Below are 26,704 nucleotides of genomic sequence, written 5' to 3'. Positions count from 1 at the left end.
AACGTCGCAATGGTTAGCGCACAGAGTGAATCCATCAACATAAAACCAGTTCTATACGGCTGCCGTTTCTGTAACATGAATAACTCCCCATCCTAATTGTGGTTTTAACGTATACTCAATCCGGCGCGTTGAAACAAAAACTAAGGACGTCGGCGTAACCATTCTTGATCCAGCCAAAATAATTCGCCGGCCTTGAATTAACCGTAATGTTTGCGGAATACCTATCTTGGCAACCGGCGTTTTCGCCCCCTCTCTGTACCAAACGAAACGCCGATCAAAAGAGATGATAACCATAACTTCACGTCGCGTTGCTTGGGATTTGGCACGTTCAACCAGTGCCAGCGTCGCACTAATAAACGTACGCTCCGTTTGAATTTGTCGACTGGCGTGAAACTTCAGCATGCCAAAGCCTACAATTAATAACGTGATGGATAAGACAACGACTGTTTCGATTAAGGTGAAACCAGCGCTATTTTTGTGCCACGACATTATCTTTAATTTCAATTCCCTCAGCCTTTGCCTTATCAATTTGCCTTGCTGTTAAGTATTTGCCGGTTTGCAGTTCATCAAAGGTTACGGTTTGGTCTCCGTGATCATTTTGATAGAGATCAACCTGTGTCTGAACGACTTGAGTTAATGCCTGTCCATGGGTTTTCGTCGCGCTCCGTCGTGAGTCAGTGATATTAGGTAAAATAATTAGAATTAACAACGAAATAATAAACAGCACCACGGCCATTTCAATTAGGGTGAACCCGGAACGAGCCCGGTTAAAATGCGGGTGGCCTGTTGCTTTGAAAAAGAAGCTCATTATGATAGTCCTCCAATTGTTTGATACATCGGCAAAAGCAAACTTAAATACAATCCGACAATGGCTAAGCCAATAACGGCGAACAAAATAGGTTGAATTAATCCAATTAGACTTTCGATTTTTCGAAATAAACGTTGATAGGTTAGCATTGCATCCGCCTGCAAATCCTTAGCCAACTGTGCGCTAGTCAATCCTTTACTGAAGAATATTTTAAAAGCGTCAGGCAAAAAATGATGCTGATCTACAAACTGATTAAGTTCTGCTCCTGCCCGAAGGTGTTTATCTAACTTCGCCGCCAATTGTTGCAGAACCGATTGTTGCTGGTAGGACAGCAACAGCTGCAGAACATCACGCGCTTGTAGCCCACTCCCCATTAACAAGCCTAAATTTAGTGAGAGGTAATAATGCCAATACAGCCGTAAAACAGAACCAATCACTGGTACATGTGTCCCTAATTCCAACCGTCGCAAGCGGGGCTGGTGCAATAGCCAAACACCGGCCAAACTCAGGCCGGTCATGAGAATAACTACTAGCCATAATACAGGCATCAACCACGATGAATGCAACACTAATTGCGGATTCAACGCCTGCAATTCTGGTAACAGTGCTTCCTTAACCGCAATTAGTAAAAAGCCTAAGCCCACCAAAATAAAGAGTGGATAGCGAAGTGCTAACCGAATCTTTTGCTGTTGCTGAGATCGTAAGGCTAGATAATTGCCTAGATTAGTTAACACCTCTGTTAACGCCCCATTTTCCTCCGAAATTTTAATTTGATAATAAACATCCACGTCAACCAAGGGTCTAATTGCCGTTGCAAAACTATCCCCAAGGTTAAGCCGTTTTTGTAGCCACGTTAGTTGCTTGCCTAATTTAGGCAGCATAATCCGAGCAAAATTTAACCCCTCTCGTAATGAGAATCCTACGGCTAACACGTCGGCCATCAAACTAAAGAATTGCGCAGCTTGAGGCGTCCGAAATCGACTGATTTTTTTCTGATCAACCTGCATGGAATGCTTCGGCCACGTTAGGCGCAACTTGACCATTAAAGACTGATTGATTGAGCGCATCATGCCACCTCCCGGTCATTTGTTGATGCCAGCGAATTTTAGCCCGCTGTTCGCCAAATAATTCATCATTACTTAACCAGTCATAAATCACCAGCGGTTGTTGAAGGCCTGGCACTAATCGCTGATAGCAAACCGCTGTTAGCGCCTGTTCTAAATCTTGATTATTCACGCCTAACTGCGCTAAGCGGCTGACAACGCCCAAAACATTTTGTGCGTGAACTGTTGATAGCACAAGGTGGCCGCTGAGTGCGGCCTGCAAAGCAACTTTAGCTGTTTGTTCATCGCGAATTTCACCAATAATTAACACATCTGGTCGATGACGAAGGGCCAATTTCAACAAAGCATTGTAATCCATACCGGCGAGCTCATTAATCTGTAATTGTAAGAAGGATGATTCACGAATTTCCACCGGATCTTCGATGGACAAAATGACTGACTCTTTACTGAACTGACGGGCTAACCGGTAGAGTGATGTTGTTTTACCCGAACCGGTCGGCCCACTGAATACCATCAGTCCACGGCGAGTTGCCAAGTCAGTTAGAAATCGCCATTGATCACTTATTGATTCGTGTTGCTTGAAACTTGCTAATGGATAGATAATCCGAATGACCATTGATTCATGATCTTGAAAGTCGCCGACTGTTGATAATCGTAAATGTAACTCCCGCTGCCCGACCACATAAGTTAGAGCGCCTAACTGTGGCCGTCGGTGATCACTAATCACCATATTTGCTTCATATTTAATGTAGGCAATCAGTTGTTGAGCTCGCTCAGTAGACAAATCAGTTAACTTTACAATTCCTGAAGCTGTGTGAACAATTAATTCATATCCAACCACCTTAGGAAATAAATAGATGTCACTGGCAGCTCTAGCAACTGCCTGCGTGATGACTTGATTCAAACGATCTGCTGGTTGCATCTTCCTCACTCCCTTCAACTACTACATACGCAAATTACTCGTTAATATTTTTTTGAACGTAAAAAAACGCCAACTTTTTCAAGTTGGCGTCCTCATGTAGCGATGATGACGATTATTCAGCTGGTTCAGCAACTTCTGCCGCTTCGTACACATCAGCAACATCATCGTTATCACTAAGTTCATCAATTAAGTTTTCGTACTGCTTAGCCTTATCAGCAGGAACTGCCGTGACATTTTCTGGAATCATCGTGATTTCAGCTGTATCTAAATCAAAGTTCTGCTCTTGTAAAGCATCACGAACTGCTGCCAATTGACTTGGGTCCGTATAGATTTCAAAAGCTTCATCAGTGGTCGTCATATCATCGGCGCCGGCATCTAACGCACTCATTAACATAGTGTCTTCATCAATGTCTAATCCGTCACGCAAAATCACAATGTATCCGCGACGGTTGAACATGTACGCAACAGAACCAGATGCCCCAAGTGCACCACCGTGATGAGTGAATGCCGACCGAATGGCAGAAGCAGTCCGGTTCTTGTTATCAGTCAAGGCTGACACCATGATCGCTGTTCCACCGGGGCCATAGCCCTCATAGGTAATCTCTTCAAACTTCTGTCCACCAGCACCGGTAGCTTTATCCAAAGCACGTTTAACAACATCTTTTGGCATGTTGGCCGCTTTGGCTTTATCCATAACTAACCGTAATTGGGCGTTGCCGTCAGGGTCGGCACCACCAGCTTTTGCGGCTTGGTATAAGTCACGTGAGATTTTTTGGAAAATTTTTCCACGCTTAGCATCCTGGGCGTTTTTACGTCCTTGGATGTTATGCCATTTACTGTGTCCTGACATTTTGGCATGCTCCTTTGATTAATTAGTTTTTTATTGGTCAAAATAACCTTACCAACTATACCACCAGCCGCCCCGCGCTTCAATTGTTTCACTTAGTTTTTGAAACACACTAGAACACGCTTGGTCGATTACTTGGTTCATTTTGAATAGCTCGATTTGGTCTCGGATGACTTAACCTTATGAGATAGCTTAGCATCACTTGATCATCTTCAAGGCAATCACTTATCTATCATGATTTCTAAGCCAGCTTAACTACTCGCATTTTAGACGTGTGGTCTCATTTTGGTCTCTCACTTTTACTAGTTTGAAGTTTCGATCAATCAACTCGCCTACTGTCCCAAAAATGTACCAAGCCTTTTCGGTGTGCTCATTTTGGTCTCTCTTCGCTAAACAAAGTACAAAAATCCCGATAATTCTAGTTTTTAGCCGAAAAACAAAAACTGCCACCAAGTCAATGGTAGCAGCACTTTTCGCGATTTTTAATGGAGTTAATTTACCTCGGAGCCACTCTTGGAATGTCCTGACATATTCAGCAACTCCTTTGAGGTAATTATTATTTTGGTCAAAATAACCTTTACAACTATACCACCAGCAGCCCCGTGCTTCAATTGTTTCACATAGTTTTACGTAACAGTTCGAGCAACTTAACCGATGACTTGATTCAAGTTTAAAAGCTCGATTTGGTCTCGGATAGCTTATTCAAAACCGCTAAACTAAAAAATGCCACCAACTTAATGGTGACAGTCTTCATTCCAGCGCTTAACGAAACATTTGATTACAAAGGTCAAGTCCCCCTTATGAAGCCTTGTGTAAAACACCGTTCATCTTTTGACTCAGCTTTTGCATGTGCTCCTCTTCGTGAGATAGATAATAACCTTGAGTCACCTGTACACTATGATGACCAGCAATGACCGAAACCTCAAAAATAGATAATTCGGTTTCATTGGCCAACATTGTAATGGCGGTGGCTCTTAATTTATGAAATGTAAGAACACGATTTAGTAACCCCTTCTCAATCAATTTCCGATTAATGACTTGCCACCATTCATGCGCTGTCTTTCCGACATAGGGACGGCCGTCATGACACGTAATGAAATCATATTCTTCTCCCTTTATCGTCCACTTAGTATGATCAGCAGTCTTTTGATACTCCTCTAATATTTTTCCAACCTCTGCTAGCAGCGGCACTGATCGCAAATCACCTGCTTTGGTAAATTTATTGATACTAACTCGAGCATCGATGGCGTTGGTCTTCATTTTCGAAATAGTCACTTCCCGTTTTACGGTAAGATAATAATCGTTTTCAGACTTATGAAAGTCATCCCAAGTTAACCCTAATAACTCACCTTGACGTAGCCCGGTCGCCAATGCAATTAAAATTAGTATCCGCTGAGCTGGCTTTACTTCATCCGACAATAGGTAATTGACAATATTTTCGCGCTCCCCCTCAAAAAAGCAGTCCTTTACCTGATCATTTTTCCTCGTTTGGGCTTGCTTTGCGGTTTCTAAGCGCACATGACTACTTGGAATATTTTCAACGAATTCTTGCTCTTCAGCATATCTAAAAATTGAAGATAACGTTTGCCTAACAGCATGACATTGCCAATAAGTTTGCCCTGATTTTTTTAACGTGTTAATCACTTGTTGGCAATCGCCTCGCGAAATCTTGCTGATTTTTTTATTTACAAATCCCTCGAGCGCATCATTTGCCAACAATGTTTTTGCTTTAGAACGGACATGGCTAATGCTATCCTCGCTGCGTGAGACCTCCTCTAGCCAGCTCGTCCACCCTGCCTCGTTTTTAACCACTTCAGCAAATGTTGGGGTTTCATCCATAAAGGGATTCTCTTGTGCCTTAGCCTTTTCTTGCATAGCCCAGTCATTCCACATTTTCTCAGCTGTTCGTTTATCCAACTTATTGTACACAGCCTCTTCAAATTGAGTGGCTTTACCGTTTACATTAAATTTCACACGGAACAACAAGCTTCCGTCTTCCCGCTTCAATACGCCCGAAGTTGTTTTACCAATCCAAACCTTGCCTTTTCCCTTTACTACCTTACCTGTCGCATTTTGCTTTGTCATAATTCCAATCAACCTTTCTAACGTTTGATATGTTTAGCGTACTTAGTTTTAAGTTCTTTGGCCGGTCATTCTTATCTATCAGCGCTTTTAGATAAGCAGACCTCTTATTTCAATAATTTCTCGTCATTTAAAAGCCTTAACCACACTACTTATTCGCCATGATTCTGCCCTTTCCTTAATCGATACATTAAGCCTACACACTTTTCTCTTCGTGCACAGGAAGTTCTTATCCATCAACACATTTTGATGTGTTGTAACTCTTTAAACGGTCAAATCCCAGTCATCTGATCAAATTTGAGCACAAAAAAACCGCTCAAAAAATGAGCGGTCATCGCTTTCTTCTATATTAATAGCGTTTGGTATTACTTAAAACCAACCGTCTCGTCAGCTAGCTTCCGTAATCTGCCGATCTCTTCTGTATACTGCTCGTACCACTTAACCATGCTGCTCGTCATCTTTTGAGGTTTAGCAAGGTTTCTGGCTGCCTTCAAAAAATCCTCTAACTGCCTTACCAATGGCGCCATTGGCCGATCGTCAGCCATAATCAAGCTACGGCCGTCAGCTGCCTTAACCTGCACTAGGCCTGGGATCTTACCATCCTTAACTCGATGAATGATGCCAAGTAATAAGCCGCCTCGCGGATCACCCTCGGCGTTGTACATAACTTTGGCAAAGGTCTTATCCTCGGCCAGCTTCTGCCACAATTCCTGACGTGTTAAACCTTTCCGATTCTTTGGATCGTGTAGAACATTTTGAACCCTCGTCAACATTTCGCTCGTGGTCGACATAACAATCACACTCCTTAATATTTATAGGTGATGTGATTGGAACTCTCAATCAAAAAATAGTCAATAATATTGGCAATTTTACTTCTCGATTTAGCGTTTTCTATTTCCGAAACGTAACCACTACTTTAAATCTGCAATCTGAGGACGCTGAATCTCATCGGCTAAAATGTAATTAACCGCTCTAGTTGTAATTTTCTCGCGTTCAGCAATTTCTTTAGTACTTAAGCCTGCCTCGTACTTCAACCGTTTAAATTTCAACTGGTGTCTTCGTCGCTCGCCGTTCTTAACTTGATCAAGTTTATTTAGCTCATAAGTAGCAACCATCGGCAATTGTGTTGCTAAAACTTGTTTTATATTTTCAAGTTCAGCAAACTGGCCACCACGTGAAGATTTAGTTAATTCATGTCGACTTATAGCATATGCAAGCGCTGGTATCACTCTATCTGGGTTATTCGAATTCAATGCGTCATCTACCTTAAGGTTTAAACTCCTCACAATTAACGCTGGCACTAATAAGTCCGGTGTTTCGTGATCCTCAATCCACGTTTTTTGGATGTAGTCATGCCCTTTTCGAATGCCACGATTTCGCCATAAATTGGGCGTCTGATTTGCAAAAGGTTCTTTATTCAAATCAATTACAGGTACTGGCACCGATGGCGCATCGGTTAAACCATTCGTTAGTTCCTTGTATATTTGAAAGGCTACTGTCACAATTTTATAAAAATTAACAATTTGCGCTCTCAAAGCTGCCTTACTACTTTTGGCTTCCCCCTGTGCTGTTTTCAAGTCGCTTTCGTTCAAAACGCCATACCTAGTTCGGATCGCCGATTCAAGGCTAGGCAAACTATTAAGTAGGCTCGCTAAATAAATAATATAATCAGCAGTTTGACGCACAGTTGCACCATTGCGAGTCCACTTCTGACCTGCTTGATTAAACCACTTAGCATAATCAAATGGGATGAGGAGTTTCGATCGCTGGTCATAGTAATCCCTAACCAAATTAATAATCTCTGCTGAAATATATTTGTGCTCTTCTTCGAATCTTGGCTCCCCATTGGCTTTAGTCCCGCGCATAAACACTAAGGTTTCATCTTCAAGATTGGAAGATTCAAAACGAATATCAATTTCTTTTGGAAAATGGCGATGAATTAACTCAAGATTGAGATCAAGGTTTTCAAAGTTTCTTAGTCTACTTGGCGCCTCTCTTTCTTCTAAAACGCCAGCATCGATATCCATTTTGATGGCTTTAGCAAAAACATAGTCGTTTGGCGTAAAAGTATATCGGTCCAAAATATCCGTCGTTAATCTATGCCATTCAAATTCATCATTTTGCCGTAACGTTTCGGCCAACGGTAACTGTGGATCGTTATTCGTTAAATAAACATAGGCGGCAATAAGCTGCCCCCTCTGAGAATCACTTAGCTTATGATCCAAAAGGTGCGAATAAACCCCATTCAAATATTTAGCTTCTAATGAGGTTTTGGGTTTATCACCACTACGATCAACCACTCGCTTAGTTTGTAACAGTGGCATAAATAATTTATTCAAAAAGCTCAATTGTAGCTTAATGTCATCCAGATTCCGCAACTGGATCAATAAGTCCTCAAACGCCTGCCTAGCCGTTTCATTTGGCAACAACAAATCTTGTTGCATTGCCTTTAAATCCGTCAATCGATTTCGCAAGACTGCTGCCAAATGACGCTTAGATGTCGCTTCGATTTCATCATAAGGCTTTGATTCGAATTTTCTTGCCGCTTGATCTAAATCCAATACCTCTGGCATTTGCAGATATCCTCCCTCGTTCAATCGATTTTGAAACAATCTGCGGCCTATCCTCATTTCACTCATTCTGAAATTTTTTAAATACGTTGGATAGCTTACCTGATCAGCTTCTGATGCAATGTACTCTCGACCCATTCCATACGCAGAAAAAGCAATCGTGTTAGAGCCTGAGAACAAGTCCAGTACAACGTCTGATTTGCGGAGGGAGTATCTAGAAATTAAGGTATCGATCAAATCAAGTGGCTTTTGAGTCACGTGGGTTCTTGGGTACAAATGATTGCCGGATTTAGGTGCGATATCCGTCAGATAACGATTTTCCAGCGTCGTAAACTGCGCACAACGTTGCCGTCCTGTCCCCTTTCCTAAAACTAAAATGAACTCAAAGTGGTTTAGGAAACTTACATTCTGGCGCGGATTCTTCTTCACCCAACATAAATGTGGAAATATTTTATATTGACCTGCATCGTCTAACTCAAGTATTTTACGGGCAATTAATTCTTCAAGGTATTTCACATTTTCGAACGTATTGAAGATCAGTAATACAGCGTTGTCGGCTAAAACGTTGGGTAAAAATATATTCTCCACAAGCTCATTTAAACGTTTATTACGGTCTTTTTTTGCATCCCAATCCTTGGACTTGCCGATAAAATATGGCGGATCGGTTAATAGCAACCCAGCTGGTGCGAAAAAGCCACGATGAAGATCATCATGCGGATCATTCTGTCCCTTTTGGAGCAAATCTTCATAAGGGATATTATAAATTTTATGTATGCGTTGATCAGACATGATCTATCACCATTCCGTTTTGAGGTACTTACATTGTACCTTAATCTGAAATCGCAATATATCAGGTTTATTGATACTCACCTGCCCGAATCAATTTACTGGCAACTATTACCCAAAAATTCTGAAACCTAACATGCTAGCTTTAACCTGTTCGTCCTCAACACCGATATACCGCAGTGTAATTGATTGACTGGAATGGTTCAGAATCTTCATTAACGTCGCGATGTCTTTCGTTTCCTTATAGAAGAAATACCCAAAAGTCTTACGCATTGTATGTGTTGCTATATTTTTTAGCCCCATTTGATCAGCCATTCGAGTTACAAATACATATACCTGGTGAGTTCCAATATGCCGCAAAGAATTGACACTTGATGGAAATAACCACTCGGACCTAACCTTTGGTAGATACGCCAATAGATCTGGCAACACTTCCTTGAGGTCTACAACTCGTTGCTTATGCGTTTTTTGCTCCAAAATTACAAAAGAAGTTTTGCCTTGCACATCGCTCACCCGAATTTTGATTAAATCAGATACTCTTAGCCCTGTCGTTACACCGAGTTTGAACAACAAGGCATTACGCTCACCATTTCGTTCTTTGCGCATCTCCTCAATAAATTGAATTAAAACCTGCTTATCTCTGATAGGCTCAATTTTATGTTTCTTCATTTCTCCTCTCCTGTTAAAAGAGGTAACGTTCGGCAAGTATTGATTACCAAACGTTACCTCTTTATCTATGTATTTTTATAAGACCTTTGAATCAGGCATTTAGATGGTAACTATTTATACAATTTCTTACTCATTTTCCAGAATCAAATCCTTTGGATGTGCTTTTTCAACCAAAATAGTCTTCAACTGGAAGTTTAGAAATGGATGATCATTAACTAATTTTCGAACAAATTCGCCATTCCATTTCTTTTTGAAACGATATGTACTTTTCATATCAGATAGTAAATCTACCTTAGTGTTCCAATACTCTGCCACGTCATCAAATGACCGTAATAAATTTGAATCGTTAGATTGGAGCTTCACTCCCAGCTCCGGCGGACAGTGTAAATCCACATCTAATTCTTCTAATGAATGGCACAACACGTAGAGATTGAACGCTGAAATTCCTTCGTAACATCCATTTTCTAAGTTTTGCAGACTACCGTAAAATGGATCTGATACACTGATCTGCGGATATGTTTCATGGTAGATCGGGAGCTTGCCCAACGTCACCAATGCCTTAACGAAAAAAGTGTGGTCAGGTGATGGAACGTCTTCAATGTTGAAGCGTTAACTTTTCAAATTTCATCTTCTTCCTCGTATGGAATATCAGTGTCGTCAAAGCTGAAGTTTGGGGCTTCGATCGCTTTAGGATTAACTAGGTAGACATCACGCATGGTTTCAATACCACTACGCAACTTATCAAAGGCCTTTTGTGCTGACCACGTTAGAAACTCTGTCTTAGGAACGTAGTTGGCCATACTGCAATATCCTTTAAGATCACTAACTAGACCGTCTAAAGCGTCCATAACACGCTCGTCTCCAGCGCCAAATTGGAGTTGTTCGAGTTCAATTTCCCACCCTTGAAAGTTTTGAATGGCTGTTAATACCAATTTTAGTTCCAATAACGCTAAATTTTGTGCATATTCTGGGCTATCCTCCATTCCACGCTGAATAATTGGATTTCCAAGTTGAATATTATCAACCTGATCAAAGTATGCCGTTACTCCGTCAATCTCTCCTGAAACCTGAATCATATAGTTGCCATCAACATTAAAGTTGTTTACCTGTAGTCGAATTGTCCTTTCGTTCATAGTTTTTCTCCTCAGCTTAAATGATTTTCTTGATCAATTTCTTGAATTTGTTCGGTCAAAACAGATAAAGAACCACCACATTCCGTTTTCAGGGTTCTAAATTTGCTGGGCTGACCCCATAATAATTTAATTTCTTCCACTAGGTCCTTGAGATAACGTTGGTAAGTCTCATCTTTTGGCCAAAGGGCTTGCTGATGATAATTGATTGGCTTACCCTGTCGCACTTTTTCAAATAACGTTCGAGCGTATCCCTCAAATAGTCCGTCCCAACTAAAGACGGGAGAATAAATCTGCAAGTTTAGGCGTTTAGCAAAGGATAAAGCTAATCCGATCACGATCAGATTGTATTGCTTAATTTGCTCATCGGTTGCTTCGTTAGCTATGATGTCACCATTCACTGAGTGATGTATCTCCTTGGCAATAACAACGTTTTGTCGTGCAAATGCTGTTAGTACTAACGTCGGTTCTGTAAAACCCGGTTCGTCAACAGTCTTAACCTTAATCGTATTTTCCATCATAATTTTGTTCCTCCTTTCGTTAACCGATCTAAGTCGGTTAGATTTCTGTCCTAAAGCGTTCAGATGATGATCCGGCAGCCTCAGTCTCGGCAGTTTTGCCTCGGTTTTGACCACCTTTTCGGTTTGTCAAAACCTCAAAGGTAGTCTCCTGTCCATTATGAGATAGGTCTTCTTGGTCGGCTAACTTTGGTAACGTGGTTGCCATAAACCACAACAAATCCCTTTGAGATTGCTTATTCAATTTTGCGAATTGATCCGGCTTTAAATTTGGGGCCAAATCGATCAATATTTTTAGTTGTGCTTGCATCTCGTCTTCACCTCCCGACAAGTAATTATTGATTGGTTTCAATAACAGATAACTTTCGATAAATTTGGGTACCTGATCTGAAAGAATGCCTCAACCAGCGATTCATTCGATAATTAACAGATCTCATAAATACGATGGTTGAGGCATTTTCCCATCTGGCACTGATCAAAGATTACATCCAGACAGTTTGGTCTACTGGCACAGTTTATCTATTAAATTTGAGCACGAAAAAAGACTGACATAAGTCAGTCTTCTGAATAAAGTAGTTTTAATTCTTCAATTGATTCGTTAACGAGTCATTAACAGACCAGCCTCGTCCATTACCCTTTGGTGCGTCGGAGTACACCGTGCCATCACCGGTAACAGCATAAGATTTTCCTGGCCCCTGTAGATCATTACCTGAACTTGGCACATTAAAGTAGGCATAATAAGCGATCTTGATTGGTTGCTTAGTGTTAACGTCCTCAGCTTCTTGGAAGCCATCTTCATCGCCAGTGCCAAACTTGATCAGACTATAATCACTGTCCATATTTATATGCCCGCTGATCCAGTTACCAAAATCTTTGTCAGTCGCAATTTTCTTTGATTCTAAAAATGAACTTGCTGGAGAAGCCGTTTTGTATGCTTTCCCATCGGTCGGATGAATGCTATGTCCTGTGTCCGTCAACTTAACATTAGATCCAGATTTAACACGCTTGAATATTTCGCCATTAAAATTCATACCCCATAGAGTTTCTTGATCCTTAAGCTTTGTAGATATCAGATATTTAAAGTCTCCCCTTTGCGATTTGACTACAATGCTTGGCTTAATACTTAACGAAGCTACCGAAGCAGTGGGCTTTTCTTCATTACGTAGAATATAGTTACTAAAGGTTTTCGCGTTCCAAACTGCACTATCACTTGAGTAACCTAACTCCTTAACGTTTGTAGTTTTGTTCGGATCGTCAGCAGGTTTAGGTGAAGTCTTGCTTGCTTTTGAAGCCCTTTTTGTAGAGGAAACCTTGCTCTTAACTTGTTGAACCTGATCATTTGATTTTCCTTGATCAATTGAGAAAACGTAGAACCCCATAGTAGCTGAAAGCACACCCAGCAAAATCACTAACCAATAAAGTTGTTTCTTCGTCATCTACTTGCTCCTTAATCTATGGTGTCTGGGTCAACAACGTCGCCACCGTGTGTATCACCTGTAGTATTTTGATCGTCGTCGGAATTAGAAGAGTCGTTATTATCGCTACTATTGGAGGAACTGTCATTATCATCAGAAGAACCGGAAGTTGGTTGCATATCTATATACTTAGATGGACTAACACTAATCCTAGTCGCAAGTTGATCGATATTAGCTTTATCAGTACCAGATTGATAATACTTTTGGTATAAGGAAGATAAGGATGTCGAGTACAACGGTGAAAATGTTTGTGGCGTTAAAGAAACCGGTTTTCCAGCATTGGCATAATATGCAACGTTATCACCACTTAACGTATAGCCAACTAACGTTGTGAAGCTAACACTCGTCATTTTTATGGCATTAAAAGTTCCATCGCCTGGGGAGGTTAATACAGAATCCATACCTGTTTCAGGTTCTATGGTGATTGGATCACTTGAGCCTACGCCTGCACCTGGGGCCACAATCGTTTGGTATGTGGTGGCTGCGGCGCCTGTTGCTTCTTTTGAAGCTCCATAAATAATTAACGCCTTAACCTGAGCATCGTTCAAGTCGCTTATTGAACCCTTAATTTCAGTTTTCTTCGTCGTGTTTTGTTTCTCACTTGTCGAAGTCTTCAATTTCTTCACGTTTCTCTTCACATGGCGTGTCGTCTTGCTGGAGTGCGCGTGTGATGTTCCCGAGTTGGTAGTCATCTTCACGATCAAAAAAATACATAGAATTAAAACAACCACAGTAGCTAAGATGAGCCACCAATTCTTTCTTAACCAAACCATTTTCAAAAGTCCTTTCTTTCAGCAAAAAGGCTGCCGCAATATGCAACAGCCTTTCAATTCATATTGCGTTTGTCAGATACTTGCGTGCCTTACGCCAGCCAGCTTTATCCAAGTCGCGTGGCAAAGCAATTTGACGCAATGCTTCCGCATTCAAAGCCTTAACATTTGGCACATCATCAGGCACATTATGCTTTGCTTTTAACGATAAAATGTCGACTTTGCCCTCTTCCACTTGCAATAAGTAATTCTGATCATAACGATCGGTCATTTGGATGAAGTCTTTCTTTGTTAAGGTTTGTGAAACCGCCACTAGGCCACTTAACATGTCGTTGATCACCTTGGAATCGTTCACCAAAATTGCTAATTTTCGCAAACTTAACAAATATTGAAACCGATCTTGTAACCGTTCATTATCGGGAAATAGTGGTGTTTTCTCCTGAGAGTCTAAATCATAGTCCGACTTAGCCATGCTTCCAATCAGAATTGCAAGTTGTTGTTGCTGAGCTAAGTTGTCAAACCAGCCAATAAATTCTGGCGATGTACTCTGAATTACAAAGTCTTCATCGCTCGTTAAATCAACCATGCCATAACCTAACCAAACGTATGGCAGGTCATCACGAGTAATTTCAATTTGAAAATCCGCACTGTCTTCTGTGAACCCATAATTGGATATAAATGAATCTGGGTTAAAGATTGGAGTGGTCTTCGTACTCATTTCGTACTCATGCAACGTGCCCAATAATTCTTCTACTAAGTCTTCAAACATACTGATAGTCATACCTTTCGGATCTTGCCACTTTGGGCAATATGTACCAAGCCCCTCCCGATTAGGGGAAAAGCTCTTTCGTGGTGCTAAAGATGGGTGGAGATATGGAGGAATTCACTTAACAGGGTTGAATGCGGTGGAGATTACTTCAACCATTCAACTTCCATGAACCCTAACATGTTGCCATTCTTATCAGTGATGGCTACTTCACCACCACCATATTCTTGCCCGGCGTAGTAGTCTACAAAGTCTGGATCAGTGTAGTAAGAGTCCTGAGCAGCATCCATACCGTTCCAAATCTTTGGTTGAATTTTCACGGAACCCGGTTGGTAACTCCAGCCCATACCCTTTAAACGTGCTTCTACTTGGGCATCAATGTCGGCTTCGGTTAGGCCATACTCGGAATAGTTCACTGAGCCATCAGGGTTCTTCGTTACGGATGGTTTTACATAACCGAAATCTTGGATGGCATATGTGTATCCGTTGGCTGGGTTCTCTACGATTGCAATGCCGATTTGGTTGGCCGAAGCATCAAGCATGTTGGCCAAATGGCCGGCCGAATTCTTCCAATCGTTGAAGATAATTGAAGCAGTCTCGGCTTCAGTGGCGCCGATCTTATCAATGTTCAAGTTTTCCGCGATGGCCGAACCTTGGTAACCGGCCTCAGTGTACGCCGTGAACCATTGGCTTCCATCTGGCCGTGTGTGGCTCGCTGCGGAGATGTCCTCTTTGCCTTCAGTGAACGTCTCGTTAGCACGAGTCTGCGCAATGGATTGTAAGGTTGCGTTGTCCATAGTCACAGGTGCTAGGCCATTTTGGGCACGGAGATCGTTCACCATCGCCAAGATATCGTTGGCTACAGTAGCCATATCTTGTTGAGCATATACGTGTTTGGCATACTTAACCGTTAGTTCGGAACCACCGGCCGTATAAATACCATTAATTGAGGAATCACCTACCAAGTCATAACCGTTGATTTCGCTTGGAACCGCTAGGCTGAAGTTCTCACCGGTGGTGCCGGTTAGAACCTGATCGTTATCCAACTTGTTGCCATCTGCGTCTACAAAGTGGATCGTTACGGTTGATTGCGCAGGTGCATTCTTGGTGTAAACGAATGTGATCGTTGCGCCGTTATTTTCAACGTTCGCCGTCTTGGTTGTCTGATCTACCGTGTAACCATCGATGTTCTTGGCCGTTGCGCTGGCCATAGTGCCAACCACTTGATCAGAGAGCGTGTCACTTGGCGAAAGTTGGTTGCCTGCGGCGTCTACATAGTTCACGGTCACGTTGGCGTGGGATTCGGCTCGATCGTAGTAGAAATCAATGATGTTGCCGGCGGTCTTTACTGTCCATGTTTTACTCTGATCACGAGGCGTATAACCGTCGATAGTGATCGGACTTACCGTAAGTGTGGAACCAACCTCTTGGTGTGCCATAGTTGTTGGCTGGGTCAATAAGTTACCATCGGCGTCTAGGTACTCTACGATCACATCGTCATATTGTGCAACTGGTGCTTGCTTGGCGTAGTGGAAGATGATGGAGTTGCCCGATGCCGCAACAGTCAGGTACTTTGTCGAACCATAATAATCATAACCATTAATCACTTGAGCAGATGCGCTAACTGTGGAACCGACCAACTGATGTGCAAGAGTCGTACTTGGGGCAATCGTGTTGCCGTCCATGTCCACATAACTTACCGTAACGTCGGCATACTGCTCAGCTGGTGCTTGGCTGGCTGAAGAACCGGCCTCGCTGCTAGTGGAACCTGCGTTCGATGGAGCCTGTGATGCGTCGGATGGGGATTGGCTAGGTGCTTGCGAGGCATCGGATGGGGATTGGCTAGGTACCTGAGAAGCCTCGCTAGGTGCCTGACTTGGCGTCTGTGAAGCGTCACTTGGAGCCTGAGATGGAGCTGTTGAGGCATCACTAGGTGCTTGGCTCGGAGTCTGAGATGCATCGCTAGGTGCTTGGCTCGGTGCCTGAGATGCGTCACTAGGTGCCTGGCTTGGCGTCTGACTAGCATCAGATGGCGCTTGGCTCGGTGCTTGCGAGGCGTCACTTGGTGCTTGGCTTGGTGCCTGAGATGCATCACTTGGCGTTTGGCTCGGTGCTTGTGATGCATCAGATGGTGCTTGTGATGGTGCTTCACTTGTTACAGAGCCAGCATCACTTGGTGCTTGTGATGGGGCCTGACTTGGTGCTTCACTTGTTACAGAGCCAGCATCACTTGGCGCTTGTGATGGGGCCTGACTTGGTGCTTCACTCGTCACAGAGCCAGCATCACTTGGCGCTTGTGATGGGGCCTGACTTGTTACGCTACCGGCACTCTGCGCTTGGGAATGATTGTCAAAAGTTCCTGGGCGGAAATACGCAGCACCCATTTCGCCGGAGTGATTTGCGTCCGTGATGGCTTCTGGCTGGCTATTAGTACCAACACTTGATTGAGTTGGAGCACTTGTTTTATTTGATGTAAGTGCAGATGGTGCTTGCACGTTCGCAGCGGGTACTTGAGTAGGTGTGGTAAATTGACCGATCGTTGAACCATTGGCGTCGGTTACCGTAACCTGCTTGGATCCATCAACATTGGCGTGAACGAATAAGTGATTTCCAGTAAAAATCAAATCTACGTTGGCAATTTTGTTCTGATTAGCCAAGTCAGCAACGCTAACACCTGTAGCTTGGCTGATAGCCCAAAGCGTGTCGCCATTTTGAATAGTATATGGATCGGTGCCTAACTTAGCCAGTGAGGCCTTAACGGTAGCTACGCTATTGGCATGCCATGGCGTTACATCAGCATTCGCCGATGTGGCAACTCCGGTCAAGGCCAGCAAGCTGATACCAGCTGCTAACCATAGTTTGCCTGCTTTATACAGCTTAACGTGGCGCTTTTCTTGTGTATGTAATGTACGATATTGAGCTCTGCTCATCATAAATATCCCTACTTTCCTTACTCTAGAAGACTGTACAAAACGTTCGTTTTTGAAGGCATTAAAAAAGTGCTGACTCCATTGCGATAAACTCAATAAAATCAACACTTGTGATTATGTATTTTTTAGAAAATAGGTACTGGCTTAAACGAACGTTTTTGCTAGCAAAGGCCTATGCCTTTAACAATGCTTATCATACCAGTAGCGTTACGTATCCGCAACATCAATTTTATTCTAATCCCTTGATACGCCTGACTTTCTAGCTAATCTATATACGTAAGATTCGCTTACACGATAGCGTTTGGCAACATCTTTAACAGTCAAATTCTGAGATTGGTATGCTTTTAAAATATTTTGCTGACGATCTTCATTAATAGATTTGGGCCTGCCAAGTTTCTTATTACTAGCCTTAAGTGCATCTTTTGTGCGCTCTGAAATCATATTAGCCTCTAACTCGGCCACGGCAGACAATATCGTGAACATGAACTTACCATTTGTGGTTGATGTATCAATCTGATCATGAATGGATTTGAAATGCGCTCCCATGGCATCAAGTTCGGCAATGATATTGACTAGCTGCTTAACCGATCTGCCTAAACGGTCAAGCTTGTATACTAACAACGTGTCGTCTGGCTCCAATGAGCTTAACGCTTTAGATAATTCTGGGCGATCTTCCTTTCTACCACTAATTTGTTCCTTATAAATTTTATCTGGCTCATATTTCCTAACTTCTGCCAATTGGAACTCTAGCCCTAAATCCTGTCGATTAGTACTAGTCCTTATATATGCCACCGTTTTTGTCATCTTCAATCACTCCTATGCTTGATGTATAAGAGTTTATGTAAGTTTCACGTACAGTTTTATTTCAGTGGTTACTTCTTGATAGTAAATCAACATTCATCCCATTTTAGAAGCAAAATTAAATCAGTCGTCTCAAATACCAATTCTAAGTTAATAAATTGGCTAGAAAACAGTCATAAGGTATTCTTGCCACGATCGTCTCAAAATATGAGATTGTCGTCTCTGTGCCATAGTCCTCTTTGCAAAATCGATAAAATTCACAGCAGTGGTATTCCTTAACCAATCGTCTGTGCGAAGGGATTACATTCAATTGATCGAAACAGTTGTACTCATCGGCTGAAATATGGTCATGAAGTATTGTTGAGCTGATTGTCAGTATATTAACAAAGCCCAGAGTGATTAGCCAAAGAATGGTCAGACAGTATTCTTGAGCCATTCGTCGCAAAGTTCTCTTACACTTTCTTATGCTGATAATTGGTGCCTGATTACAAAACATAGAATTGAAGTATTGTTTCAGCAATCGGCTCACCGACCTATGGTGGATCGTCTCTGATGAGTGCATAAATCTTAGTTTTGAGCTGGAATGCAGTGATGAAGTATTCTTGAACGGATCGTCTCTCAGCACAGGATTGGTCGTCTCTGGCCGGTTGCTAACTTAACCCAATGGCTGGAATTCGCCAGTGAGGTATTATTTGGCAAATCGTCTCAAGTTAAAGATTGCTACTTGGATCGAATGTGTAATTTTAGGCAAAAGAAAAGACCGGCAGAGCCGGTCATCAATACTTACAAAATAATATGAAGAAACCCTTTTAAAAAGATATCCCTTGCTACACCAAGTCAACTGATTTTATCGATTGAATCAGGTTAACCAACTTTTGAACCAGGTTAACTAACTTGCCATTTCGAATCAACTTAACCACCTTTAAGATCGTCATTAGGAGTCTTCATCTCCTGTAATCACACCTTGTGTGGAAACGTGTGCCATTGTGTGCCATCTTGATTGCTGTTTGGCATGATTATTAGACTTCAACCAAAAATCAATGTGTGGCGATTTGTGCGATAAGATTGCTACGCTGTTGATTTGAGGCCTGGCTGTTAGATCAATTTGGCACCAAGGCTCATTCTTTGATTCATAGCTTTTAACTTGATCAGTGGCCATCACTTAACCAGTCACTTCAATTTAAATCTAGCCTAATCAATTTAAAAATTAACTTACTGTGGTCACTTGTATAGCTGGTTTAATCAACTTAACCTTTTTCACAGTTTCTATAATGCCTGCTGCAATAATTAATTACTTGATGAATCATCTTAATGATCATTGATTGCTGTAATAGAAAAAGTTCGTCTGCTTTTTTGCTTCAAACAACTTAAGCATTTTTCAACAAAATCATTGTAACTTCTGTAAAGTGCTTAATCTGATCAAAGTTATCTTTTCGTTCAAATTCTTTCAAAACGCCGACCTAACAAGCAATCCAGCTTATAGTGGTCATCATGATTAACCATAATCAGAATGGTTTAATCTGTTTTAAAAGTTTAATCCTCGTTGGCGATTCGTGCTTAACGTAATCAGATTAACGCAAATTTTGGATCACTAATGCAGACGTTTCAGCAGTTTTGGCGATAGTGATTAAGGCAATTTCGCCGAAGTTTGGGCTCGTTAATCAACGTAATCCACTTACCCATTCTCCACTCTTCAATCAGAGTAAATACATGTCCAAAGTAAAAACCGGCTAGCCGCCGGTCTTCGTGTGATTAATCCTCGTCCAATTTGTACTCATTGGGTATTGGTTTCTTTTGGATCATTGTCTGGGCATAAGGCCAATGCTGACCCGTAAAGCCAGCGAAGTAAATTGTTAATTGAGTCTTCTGCCTGATCTGCTTAATCACTTGTTCTAAGTATGCAAGTTCATACCGATCAACTGTATGAAGTGGCGTGGAGTGCGGTCTCTTATCCTTTGGATGCGCTTCGAAGAAGAAATTATAGGTTTGATCAAAACGATCATTCACACACTCAATTTTGTAAATCGTTTTGGATGCTCGCTTGAAGAGCTTCTCAATACGTTCGATGATAATAGTGGCGTCTGATTTCATGATTAAACCTTAAGATAATCACTTACACCACGGCTTACATATTGTTCATTCGTGGATTTTATCCAGTTTTCAAACTCATTTTGAAACTCAACTAACCTTTTAGGATCGTCTCTAAACACCGGATAAATCGGCAAATCCGCTAAATGAAACCTTGTGCCGTGTGGTATGTTCATCAATTGTACTTGCCATCGATCATCTATAATGCTCATAATATTGCCTCCTTAACAAGGTAGATTATAGAACATACGTTCGCATACAATCAAGATAAAACTTGGACAAAATAAAAACCGGCAAAAGCCGGTCATCGCCTAACGAAAGGTGTACGTAATGCAGAAATTCTGTTTCACTCTGTATGAAAGGCTTCAAAAAGCTCACGAACAAGGCGAGTGTGATTATTGATGTCCATTGCGCAAACAATGTTCTGTTGTTGATCTGAAATATCGAGATCAACGATTTTGATTTTGTACTTATCTTCTAATGTGCCATCATTCATCCCTGAATATAAGAAAGCTAAGCCTTTACCGAGCGATGTCATGGACAGGCCTTCATCAAGATTTTTCACATAATAATTAGCTTTCAAATTAAAACCATTCTGCAATCCTTGGTTAAGCACGTAATCCACAATCACTGGCGAGCGTTGCCGTTCTAAAAGAATGAATGTCTCCTGACTCAGATCTGCGAAAGTGAGTTTATTATAATGGCTAAGCGGATGGTTAACTGGTAATGCAATTTGTAGACGGTTTTTGAGAAAACGTTTCTGTCTGATATCAGCCTGGTGTGCTAAGTAGGAAGCGAGGTTAAAAGTTATGTCATATTGTCCCTCTTTTAAGCCACTCACTAGCTGAGTCGGTTCATCTTGCTTAACCAAGTATTGAACAGTCGGATGCATCGCTTTAAATTCATTTAATATCTGATACATCTTGCCTAGATTGAATCCTGGTAAGTAACCAACTTTGATTACCGCTAGACCAGCTGATTGTTTGTCTTGGTCAAAAAGATGATCTAAGCGATTCACACGATCGAGAACAGAGGTAACCTCCGTCAGAAACCTATCCCCCTCACTAGTCAGCTCAACACCATGTGGTTGTCTTATAAACAGATTCACACCCACTTCATTTTCTAACTCAGTAATTCGTCGGCTAAGAGTAGGCTGCGAGATAAATAATTTATCCGCTGCCTTTGTGAAACTTCGCTCTGTTGCAACCGCCACGAAATAATCTAACGTTGAGAGTTTCACACCATTCCTCCAAATAAAAATGCTTACGCGTTGCTTTATTTGTAAAGCTACCGCAAGCATCTTTAATACGCAAGAAAATTACTTAATTAAACCGTTCAGAATTGGCAATTGAAGGTAAGACGCATATTCACCACCTGTATGGATAATATGAACGCCCTTATTATCTGGTGTTGCGCCCGGCGTACCCGGCATCACTGAACCTGTCTCATTCTTCGAGCTGACAACTAAGCGTAGGCTTTCTCCAGCCTTGAAAGATAACCCAATCGGGCTCAATACGATATCCATTTTAACAATTTCGCCATCCTTAAGTTTTTCAACCCTATCGAAAGTGTAGGCTGGAATCTCATCAGTAGACTCTTTCTCATCCAAGCGTCGCATAGAAGCGCGTAACCGACCCCATGCCCCCTTGTACCGAAGTGCAGATGCCCCTTCCTGAGTAAAATCCTGTAGTGCAGCGCCATGATTAGGCACAATGAATTCGCTCAAAATATTGCCACGGACATCGACTTTTTGTACGTTTACAAAGATATCCATGTCATCATAGCCCTTGGCTTCCATGAAAAGCGTTGCTTTCGGATAGCCCAAGAATTCAGTAGTCCGATCAAATGTCATCTCGAATGATGCCCGCCCTGGATTACTGCCGTCTGTCGCTCCAGCAACATATTGAACAGCTATATCATTTACGTTGGCCTTAGTTTGCAATGCACGGGTCATCCCATTGAAGTAGAACCGTTGTTGCTTACTACCGGCTGCTGGGAAGGTGTCGGCTGGGACGTCAGTCACATTCCCACCTTCCATATCGATCATGGAATACCGTACCCGTGGCGTCTCCTGCCAATCGTTGTGCTTACCAAGTAAGTAATAATCAAAGAATCGTCGCAGCTCCTCTACATTACTTGGCTCGTAATAATAGGGCCATTCTTGGCGATCATGAATCCGAAGCCACTTTTCTTCTGATCCTAGGTGCCGCCATGCACGGAAGGTCCCCATGGTATGCAGAGTATTTGCATAACTGCCAATCACAAAGGCTGGTACCTTAATGCGACTCGTATCAGCTAATTTATCTTGCCACAAGGCAACGTTTTGTAATGGATAGGCATCCATTTCCTTAGTTAGATCTTCCCGCAGAGCATCTTTATTGGCGCTCACATGATTGACGTTCAGCCGTTCAATAAAGTTCTTATCAGGAATACCTCCAATAAAAGCTAAATCTCGGTAGCCATCTGAAAGCCCTTCAGTTGGATTAATAGCTGCCAAGTGAGGTGGCTGCTCCGCCGCAATGAACCATTGCGACCAAGCAAGATAGGAAGTTCCGGTCATACCAACTTTTTCATTTGACCAGTCTTGCTTAGCAATCCATTCGATTAAATCATAACCGTCCTGCGCCTCTTGAGAACCAATCATGGTAGTATTGCCTTCACTATGCGCGATTCCACGCATGTCTGGATTGCAGACAGCATAACCATGTTGCACCCAATAATTTGGATCTGGAGCCTCAAATTTTGTTAACCCTGAATTCCAACCCACACCCATACCCAACATCGTAAATAAATTCCGGTACCGAGGTGCTGTTCCCGCACTTTTGCCGTAAGGGCTCCAAGCAATCAAAGCTGGAACTTTATCAGCATCAACAGGCATATAAAAGTCTGCATAGATGATTACGCCATCGCGCATTTTAACGGGAACATCTTTCAACATCTTGATGTCAATATCAAGAGGCTTATAACCTTCAGCAATAACTTCCCCTTTTTTTAAAATAACAGTTTTAGTTTCAAACGGGCTCAAGGTTCCGTGTTCAACCCCATCATCAATATAATTAAAAGCGGGACTAAATTTCATATCTTCAGTAATTTTGGCTGTCATCACATTACCTCCAAGTTTTTTTGTTTCTTGAATACATCTTGGAGTATATAAAGATTTAGGTGTCCCGTAAAATAGCATTTACGGATATGCCGTTTATAACTCACCCGGTATTCAAAAAATAAATACCTGATTCGTGCTGTATAGAAATCAAAAATCTAGAGTTAAATTTCAGTCGAACAAACTTATAGCTGGGAGTTCGCTATAAGTTAGTATGGATTTCCAACGCCCATAAATGGGGTCCTTGATTCCTCTACCCAATTGCATTATCATATTTCGAATTAAAAGTACGCTTGCTAAACCATATTAGGAGATAAAAAAGATGGATAACACGAGTTTATCGCAACTAGCTGAAAAATGGCGTCAACATAATACACACAATACAACGGAAGTAGGGTCTTAAAAAATTAAAGCAGTGATGACTAGTCATACGGTGAAAGTGAATTCTGTTAAGGCGACTCATGCAACAGCAAGCATTAGTCAACAGGATTTTAGCTATCATTACAGCAATCCATTTTTAAGGTTACTCTTTACTGGATTGACTAATGAAGGACACGTGTATCGCACTAAGATTCGATTTTCGTTACCCCAAAACTGGCTGGTTATGAGTAAGCACAATTTACAGCAAGCGAGCGCCCACTTAAAAAATAATCAAGCATATGTAAAAACACAGGCTGCACAATAGACTCAGGCCAAACTTCAAGAACATCCTGAGATGAATGAGCCAGCAAAGCTGAAAGCACTACAATCACATACCGTACAGCAGGAGATATACGGTATGTTACGCCCCTATGCCAATGACCCCGCAAAGTGAGTTATTAAAATTAAAATCGGTTGTGATGAACCCGTATTTAGCGGGAAGTTAAAATATTAAAAAATCTAATTTTGAGAGCGACACTATAATCCCCCTTGTAGTTGAAATGAAATTTATATTATTTCAATTACAAGGGGATTTTTGTACGCCAATAAGCAAGTACCCTCCTGCTTTTTTGACATATTTCTCAGCCTCTATAAGTTAGTAATGATTTTGTCTGCAGCAAGAGACTCACCTATGGCCATCCGAAAAGTGTTGATGATTATTTTGGATTAAAGAGATTTAGTTTCTTAAATAGTCCATGAGCTGAGACGAATAATTCACAAAACTTCAGTAGAAAGTGGTTACAGAATATCTGAGCATCCAGTATTCATACAATGAGCTAATGGCAAATAATAAATTTTAAATGCTCGTTCGGAACTTAAATGTGAATAGAACGATTTCAGGGCTCTCCAAGCCCACCACTGAAAAACATAAATTATCAGACGATGAATAAATGGCCCTACTCCGTATGAATGCTGTAATTTAGCCATTTCAGTGAATCATGATGCATAACCACATTTTATATTATCAACTTAACAAGGCCCATACACTTCCGTGATCACCTTAATCATCGTCCAATTTACATTCATTGAAGATCTTTCTCCTTTGGATCATCGTTTGTGCATAAGAACCAATGCTGACTCGTAAAGTCAGCATAATAAATTGTTAATTGAGTCCTTCTCCAGATTTGCTCTACCATCTGCCCTAAGGAAGCAAGCTCATAACGTTCGATAAAAGCGGTTATTAACGTCTTCGATTTTATAAATTGTCTTTGGTTATCGCTTAAATAATTCATCAGTACGTTTCGTGATAATCATTAAATCAGATTTCGCGGCTAAACCTTTAAATAATCACTTACTCTATGGCTAACGTAGTGCCCATGCCCATCAATTGACTGGATCCGATCCTCGAGGCTGCGTCGAAACTCAACCAACTTTGGAGATCATTTTTAAAAACTGGATATATTCGTAAATCACTAAATGGAACATCGCTCCAGGGAAAATATTCATTAATTGAATTTGCTAACGTTGAATCTGTAACGCTCATAATCCACACTTGTCTAACAAAATAGATTAAAGAATATACGGTTCCGTAAAAAAATAGGCCCTTATTTTAAACTTACCTTGTTGCCAAGTTTGCTTCTCGTTAGTTCTGCTCAATGTTCAAAATTTATTGTATTGTAGTAGTTCATGCTTGTTTTAACTATATCAATACAGAGTTTTGGCTTTGCTTTAAACAACAGCAACATTAGTTTTAGCTTTCAAGCATTGCTTAACAGAAAATAGTGTACGATCTGTTCAAGTCAGTTGTGCGTAAAAGTTATCTCTTCGTTCAACTTTTTAAAAATGCTGGCGGGGTCAGGCATTCTGCCGACTCAATACGGACGTTAATCCCCGCTTCCAATTGGCTGGTAGTTAATCAACAGTCCATTCTGAATCCTGGCCATATATCACATGAATTTTAGGTCAACAATATAGACGCTTTTCAGAATTTAGCCGCAAAATTTCAGTTCACGAATACAGACGTTTTTACGAATTTTTGTTCTAATTAGGCTTCTCAAAAATTGAAAAATAACTTCTTTTCGATTAATCAACACACCAAATAAGCCTCCTAATTTCCGATCTATTCCTCCCTCTACTGCCTCTACTCACACCTATTTCGAGTTCCTTGGGGATCGTGAGTCCGTGTGTCCGATTTGATTCGAGGATTGGTATAAATACATATTACTCATATATGTGCCCTGTGTGAGGCTGTGAAAACCCGATTCTGCGATGCCACCTCAGTCCAACAGCCACAGTCACTTGGCTTAAAAGCTTACCTACTTTTTTCTTCTTAAAACTTACAAAGTACCTATACCACCGGTTAATCAATGCCCTAAACATGACTTACTTCGTCATAGAATATCCAACTATCTTTCAGAGCGTTCATAACTGGCGAGCTCAGGCGGTTGGTCTCGTTTTGGTCTCTGCTTTGCCTCAGAACGTTGTTTCACACAATCAACTCTCTTACCGTCCCAAAAACCTTGCCCCACAAAACTGTGTGCTCATTTTGTGCTCTGTCTGGTCAAAAAGTGAGAAAAGTCCTTACATTTCACTTTTTTGGGTAAAAATAAAAAGCTGCCACCAAGCCAATGGTAGCAGCACTTTTCACGATTTTTAATGGAGTTAATTTACCTCGGAGCCACTTTTACTGTGTCCTGACATATTTAGGCAACTCCTTTTAAAATAATTATTATTTTGGTCAAAATAACCTTACCAACTATACCACCAGCAGCGCGTGGCTTCAATTGTTTCACATAGTTTTTGGAACTCACTAGAACTCGCTTGGTCGATTACTTGGTTCATCTTGAATAGCTCGATTTGGTCTCGGATGACTTAACCTTATGAGATAGTTTAGCATCACTCGATCGTCTTCAAGGCAATCACTTATCTGTAAAGATTTCTTTGGATTGAAGTCAATATTTGAGACAGATTTTAAGAGACATTCAGAACCGCGTTTACCTTCCACAGCTCAAATAAATC

23 protein-coding genes are annotated in these 26,704 nt (G+C 41.4%); 1 reads left to right on the top strand and 22 read right to left on the bottom strand.

Annotated features, from left to right (window positions below; all coding sequences use genetic code 11):
- Nucleotides 1-51 precede the first annotated feature (51 nt).
- From AC27FN_RS09625 to AC27FN_RS09520, 22 genes are all read right to left on the bottom strand, one after another.
- Entirely contained in the window at nt 52-489 is a 438-nt protein-coding gene (locus AC27FN_RS09625) for a pilus assembly FimT family protein (protein WP_487167768.1), read from the bottom strand.
- Nucleotides 470-808, bottom strand: a complete 339-nt coding sequence (comGC, locus tag AC27FN_RS09620; RefSeq protein ID WP_487167767.1) for a competence type IV pilus major pilin ComGC — start codon at nt 806-808, stop codon at nt 470-472. Before comGC ends, AC27FN_RS09625 begins: the two co-directional genes overlap by 20 nt.
- Nucleotides 808-1,878 (bottom strand): type II secretion system F family protein, encoded by a 1,071-nt coding sequence (locus AC27FN_RS09615; protein WP_487167766.1) that lies wholly within the window; start codon nt 1,876-1,878, stop codon nt 808-810. The genes comGC and AC27FN_RS09615 overlap by 1 nt, the downstream gene beginning before the upstream one ends.
- Nucleotides 1,805-2,794, bottom strand: a complete 990-nt coding sequence (comGA, locus tag AC27FN_RS09610; RefSeq protein ID WP_487167765.1) for a competence type IV pilus ATPase ComGA — start codon at nt 2,792-2,794, stop codon at nt 1,805-1,807. Before comGA ends, AC27FN_RS09615 begins: the two co-directional genes overlap by 74 nt.
- A gap of 112 nt (nt 2,795-2,906) precedes the next feature.
- A complete protein-coding gene (locus tag AC27FN_RS09605) occupies nt 2,907-3,644 on the bottom strand; it encodes a YebC/PmpR family DNA-binding transcriptional regulator (RefSeq protein WP_487167764.1) in 738 nt (245 codons plus the stop codon).
- A 795-nt stretch (nt 3,645-4,439) separates the two neighbouring features.
- The gene (locus tag AC27FN_RS09600; RefSeq protein WP_487167763.1) at nt 4,440-5,726 is read right to left on the bottom strand and encodes a tyrosine-type recombinase/integrase; all 1,287 of its coding nucleotides are present in this window, start codon (nt 5,724-5,726) and stop codon (nt 4,440-4,442) included.
- Nucleotides 5,727-6,088: 362 nt separating this feature from the next.
- Nucleotides 6,089-6,514 carry a hypothetical protein gene (locus tag AC27FN_RS09595; RefSeq protein WP_487167762.1) on the bottom strand — a complete coding sequence of 142 codons (426 nt, stop codon included), beginning with the start codon at nt 6,512-6,514 and terminating at the stop codon, nt 6,089-6,091.
- A 120-nt stretch (nt 6,515-6,634) separates the two neighbouring features.
- Nucleotides 6,635-9,082, bottom strand: a complete 2,448-nt coding sequence (locus tag AC27FN_RS09590; RefSeq protein WP_487167761.1) for a DNA methyltransferase — start codon at nt 9,080-9,082, stop codon at nt 6,635-6,637.
- 108 nt (nt 9,083-9,190) lie between these two features.
- Entirely contained in the window at nt 9,191-9,748 is a 558-nt protein-coding gene (locus AC27FN_RS09585) for a tyrosine-type recombinase/integrase (RefSeq protein ID WP_487167760.1), read from the bottom strand.
- Nucleotides 9,749-9,874: 126 nt separating this feature from the next.
- Complete coding sequence (locus tag AC27FN_RS09580) at nt 9,875-10,300, bottom strand: hypothetical protein (RefSeq protein ID WP_487167759.1); 426 nt, start codon at nt 10,298-10,300, stop codon at nt 9,875-9,877.
- Nucleotides 10,301-10,365: 65 nt separating this feature from the next.
- Nucleotides 10,366-10,881 carry a hypothetical protein gene (locus AC27FN_RS09575; protein WP_487167758.1) on the bottom strand — a complete coding sequence of 172 codons (516 nt, stop codon included), beginning with the start codon at nt 10,879-10,881 and terminating at the stop codon, nt 10,366-10,368.
- A gap of 11 nt (nt 10,882-10,892) precedes the next feature.
- Nucleotides 10,893-11,399, bottom strand: a complete 507-nt coding sequence (locus AC27FN_RS09570) for a hypothetical protein (RefSeq protein WP_487167757.1) — start codon at nt 11,397-11,399, stop codon at nt 10,893-10,895.
- A gap of 37 nt (nt 11,400-11,436) precedes the next feature.
- Complete coding sequence (locus AC27FN_RS09565; RefSeq protein WP_487167756.1) at nt 11,437-11,706, bottom strand: hypothetical protein; 270 nt, start codon at nt 11,704-11,706, stop codon at nt 11,437-11,439.
- A gap of 268 nt (nt 11,707-11,974) precedes the next feature.
- Nucleotides 11,975-12,832, bottom strand: coding sequence for a hypothetical protein (locus tag AC27FN_RS09560; protein WP_487167755.1), 858 nt, complete (start codon nt 12,830-12,832; stop codon nt 11,975-11,977).
- Nucleotides 12,833-12,843: 11 nt separating this feature from the next.
- Nucleotides 12,844-13,644: a hypothetical protein gene (locus AC27FN_RS09555; protein ID WP_487167754.1), complete on the bottom strand. Its 801-nt coding sequence runs from the start codon at nt 13,642-13,644 to the stop codon at nt 12,844-12,846.
- A gap of 58 nt (nt 13,645-13,702) precedes the next feature.
- On the bottom strand, nt 13,703-14,410 hold the full coding sequence (locus tag AC27FN_RS09550) for a hypothetical protein (protein WP_487167753.1): 708 nt from the start codon (nt 14,408-14,410) through the stop codon (nt 13,703-13,705).
- Nucleotides 14,411-14,553: 143 nt separating this feature from the next.
- A complete protein-coding gene (locus tag AC27FN_RS09545; protein WP_487167752.1) occupies nt 14,554-17,340 on the bottom strand; it encodes a MucBP domain-containing protein in 2,787 nt (928 codons plus the stop codon).
- A gap of 231 nt (nt 17,341-17,571) precedes the next feature.
- Entirely contained in the window at nt 17,572-18,141 is a 570-nt protein-coding gene (locus AC27FN_RS09540; RefSeq protein ID WP_487167751.1) for a recombinase family protein, read from the bottom strand.
- Nucleotides 18,142-19,890: 1,749 nt separating this feature from the next.
- Entirely contained in the window at nt 19,891-20,229 is a 339-nt protein-coding gene (locus AC27FN_RS09535) for an acetyl-CoA carboxylase (protein ID WP_487167750.1), read from the bottom strand.
- A 2-nt stretch (nt 20,230-20,231) separates the two neighbouring features.
- Nucleotides 20,232-20,438 (bottom strand): hypothetical protein, encoded by a 207-nt coding sequence (locus AC27FN_RS09530; protein WP_487167749.1) that lies wholly within the window; start codon nt 20,436-20,438, stop codon nt 20,232-20,234.
- A 134-nt stretch (nt 20,439-20,572) separates the two neighbouring features.
- Nucleotides 20,573-21,526 carry a LysR family transcriptional regulator gene (locus AC27FN_RS09525; RefSeq protein ID WP_487167748.1) on the bottom strand — a complete coding sequence of 318 codons (954 nt, stop codon included), beginning with the start codon at nt 21,524-21,526 and terminating at the stop codon, nt 20,573-20,575.
- A gap of 18 nt (nt 21,527-21,544) precedes the next feature.
- The gene (locus tag AC27FN_RS09520; RefSeq protein WP_487167747.1) at nt 21,545-23,329 is read right to left on the bottom strand and encodes a CocE/NonD family hydrolase; all 1,785 of its coding nucleotides are present in this window, start codon (nt 23,327-23,329) and stop codon (nt 21,545-21,547) included.
- Nucleotides 23,330-23,744: 415 nt separating this feature from the next.
- Between AC27FN_RS09520 and AC27FN_RS09515 the strand changes: the two genes are divergently transcribed.
- Nucleotides 23,745-24,011, top strand: coding sequence for a DUF4811 domain-containing protein (locus AC27FN_RS09515; RefSeq protein WP_487167781.1), 267 nt, complete (start codon nt 23,745-23,747; stop codon nt 24,009-24,011).
- Nucleotides 24,012-26,704 lie beyond the last annotated feature (2,693 nt).

The sequence above is a fragment of the Furfurilactobacillus sp. W61-4 genome, assembly GCF_057545565.1.
Note: the sequence above shows the minus strand (reverse complement) of the source record. Positions and strands in the feature narration are given on the sequence as shown.

What these genes read in the sequence shown, in the direction of transcription:
- AC27FN_RS09625 (WP_487167768.1), bottom strand. Translation starts at nt 489, where the DNA reads ATGTCGTGGCACAAAAATAGCGCTGGTTTCACCTTAATCGAAACAGTC.
- comGC (WP_487167767.1), bottom strand. Translation starts at nt 808, where the DNA reads ATGAGCTTCTTTTTCAAAGCAACAGGCCACCCGCATTTTAACCGGGCT.
- AC27FN_RS09615 (WP_487167766.1), bottom strand. Translation starts at nt 1,878, where the DNA reads ATGATGCGCTCAATCAATCAGTCTTTAATGGTCAAGTTGCGCCTAACG.
- comGA (WP_487167765.1), bottom strand. Translation starts at nt 2,794, where the DNA reads ATGCAACCAGCAGATCGTTTGAATCAAGTCATCACGCAGGCAGTTGCT.
- AC27FN_RS09605 (WP_487167764.1), bottom strand. Translation starts at nt 3,644, where the DNA reads ATGTCAGGACACAGTAAATGGCATAACATCCAAGGACGTAAAAACGCC.
- AC27FN_RS09600 (WP_487167763.1), bottom strand. Translation starts at nt 5,726, where the DNA reads ATGACAAAGCAAAATGCGACAGGTAAGGTAGTAAAGGGAAAAGGCAAG.
- AC27FN_RS09595 (WP_487167762.1), bottom strand. Translation starts at nt 6,514, where the DNA reads ATGTCGACCACGAGCGAAATGTTGACGAGGGTTCAAAATGTTCTACAC.
- AC27FN_RS09590 (WP_487167761.1), bottom strand. Translation starts at nt 9,082, where the DNA reads ATGTCTGATCAACGCATACATAAAATTTATAATATCCCTTATGAAGAT.
- AC27FN_RS09585 (WP_487167760.1), bottom strand. Translation starts at nt 9,748, where the DNA reads ATGAAGAAACATAAAATTGAGCCTATCAGAGATAAGCAGGTTTTAATT.
- AC27FN_RS09575 (WP_487167758.1), bottom strand. Translation starts at nt 10,881, where the DNA reads ATGAACGAAAGGACAATTCGACTACAGGTAAACAACTTTAATGTTGAT.
- AC27FN_RS09570 (WP_487167757.1), bottom strand. Translation starts at nt 11,399, where the DNA reads ATGATGGAAAATACGATTAAGGTTAAGACTGTTGACGAACCGGGTTTT.
- AC27FN_RS09565 (WP_487167756.1), bottom strand. Translation starts at nt 11,706, where the DNA reads ATGCAAGCACAACTAAAAATATTGATCGATTTGGCCCCAAATTTAAAG.
- AC27FN_RS09560 (WP_487167755.1), bottom strand. Translation starts at nt 12,832, where the DNA reads ATGACGAAGAAACAACTTTATTGGTTAGTGATTTTGCTGGGTGTGCTT.
- AC27FN_RS09555 (WP_487167754.1), bottom strand. Translation starts at nt 13,644, where the DNA reads ATGGTTTGGTTAAGAAAGAATTGGTGGCTCATCTTAGCTACTGTGGTT.
- AC27FN_RS09550 (WP_487167753.1), bottom strand. Translation starts at nt 14,410, where the DNA reads ATGTTTGAAGACTTAGTAGAAGAATTATTGGGCACGTTGCATGAGTAC.
- AC27FN_RS09545 (WP_487167752.1), bottom strand. Translation starts at nt 17,340, where the DNA reads ATGATGAGCAGAGCTCAATATCGTACATTACATACACAAGAAAAGCGC.
- AC27FN_RS09540 (WP_487167751.1), bottom strand. Translation starts at nt 18,141, where the DNA reads ATGACAAAAACGGTGGCATATATAAGGACTAGTACTAATCGACAGGAT.
- AC27FN_RS09535 (WP_487167750.1), bottom strand. Translation starts at nt 20,229, where the DNA reads ATGAAATCAGACGCCACTATTATCATCGAACGTATTGAGAAGCTCTTC.
- AC27FN_RS09530 (WP_487167749.1), bottom strand. Translation starts at nt 20,438, where the DNA reads ATGAGCATTATAGATGATCGATGGCAAGTACAATTGATGAACATACCA.
- AC27FN_RS09525 (WP_487167748.1), bottom strand. Translation starts at nt 21,526, where the DNA reads ATGCTTGCGGTAGCTTTACAAATAAAGCAACGCGTAAGCATTTTTATT.
- AC27FN_RS09520 (WP_487167747.1), bottom strand. Translation starts at nt 23,329, where the DNA reads ATGACAGCCAAAATTACTGAAGATATGAAATTTAGTCCCGCTTTTAAT.
- AC27FN_RS09515 (WP_487167781.1), top strand. Translation starts at nt 23,745, where the DNA reads ATGACTAGTCATACGGTGAAAGTGAATTCTGTTAAGGCGACTCATGCA.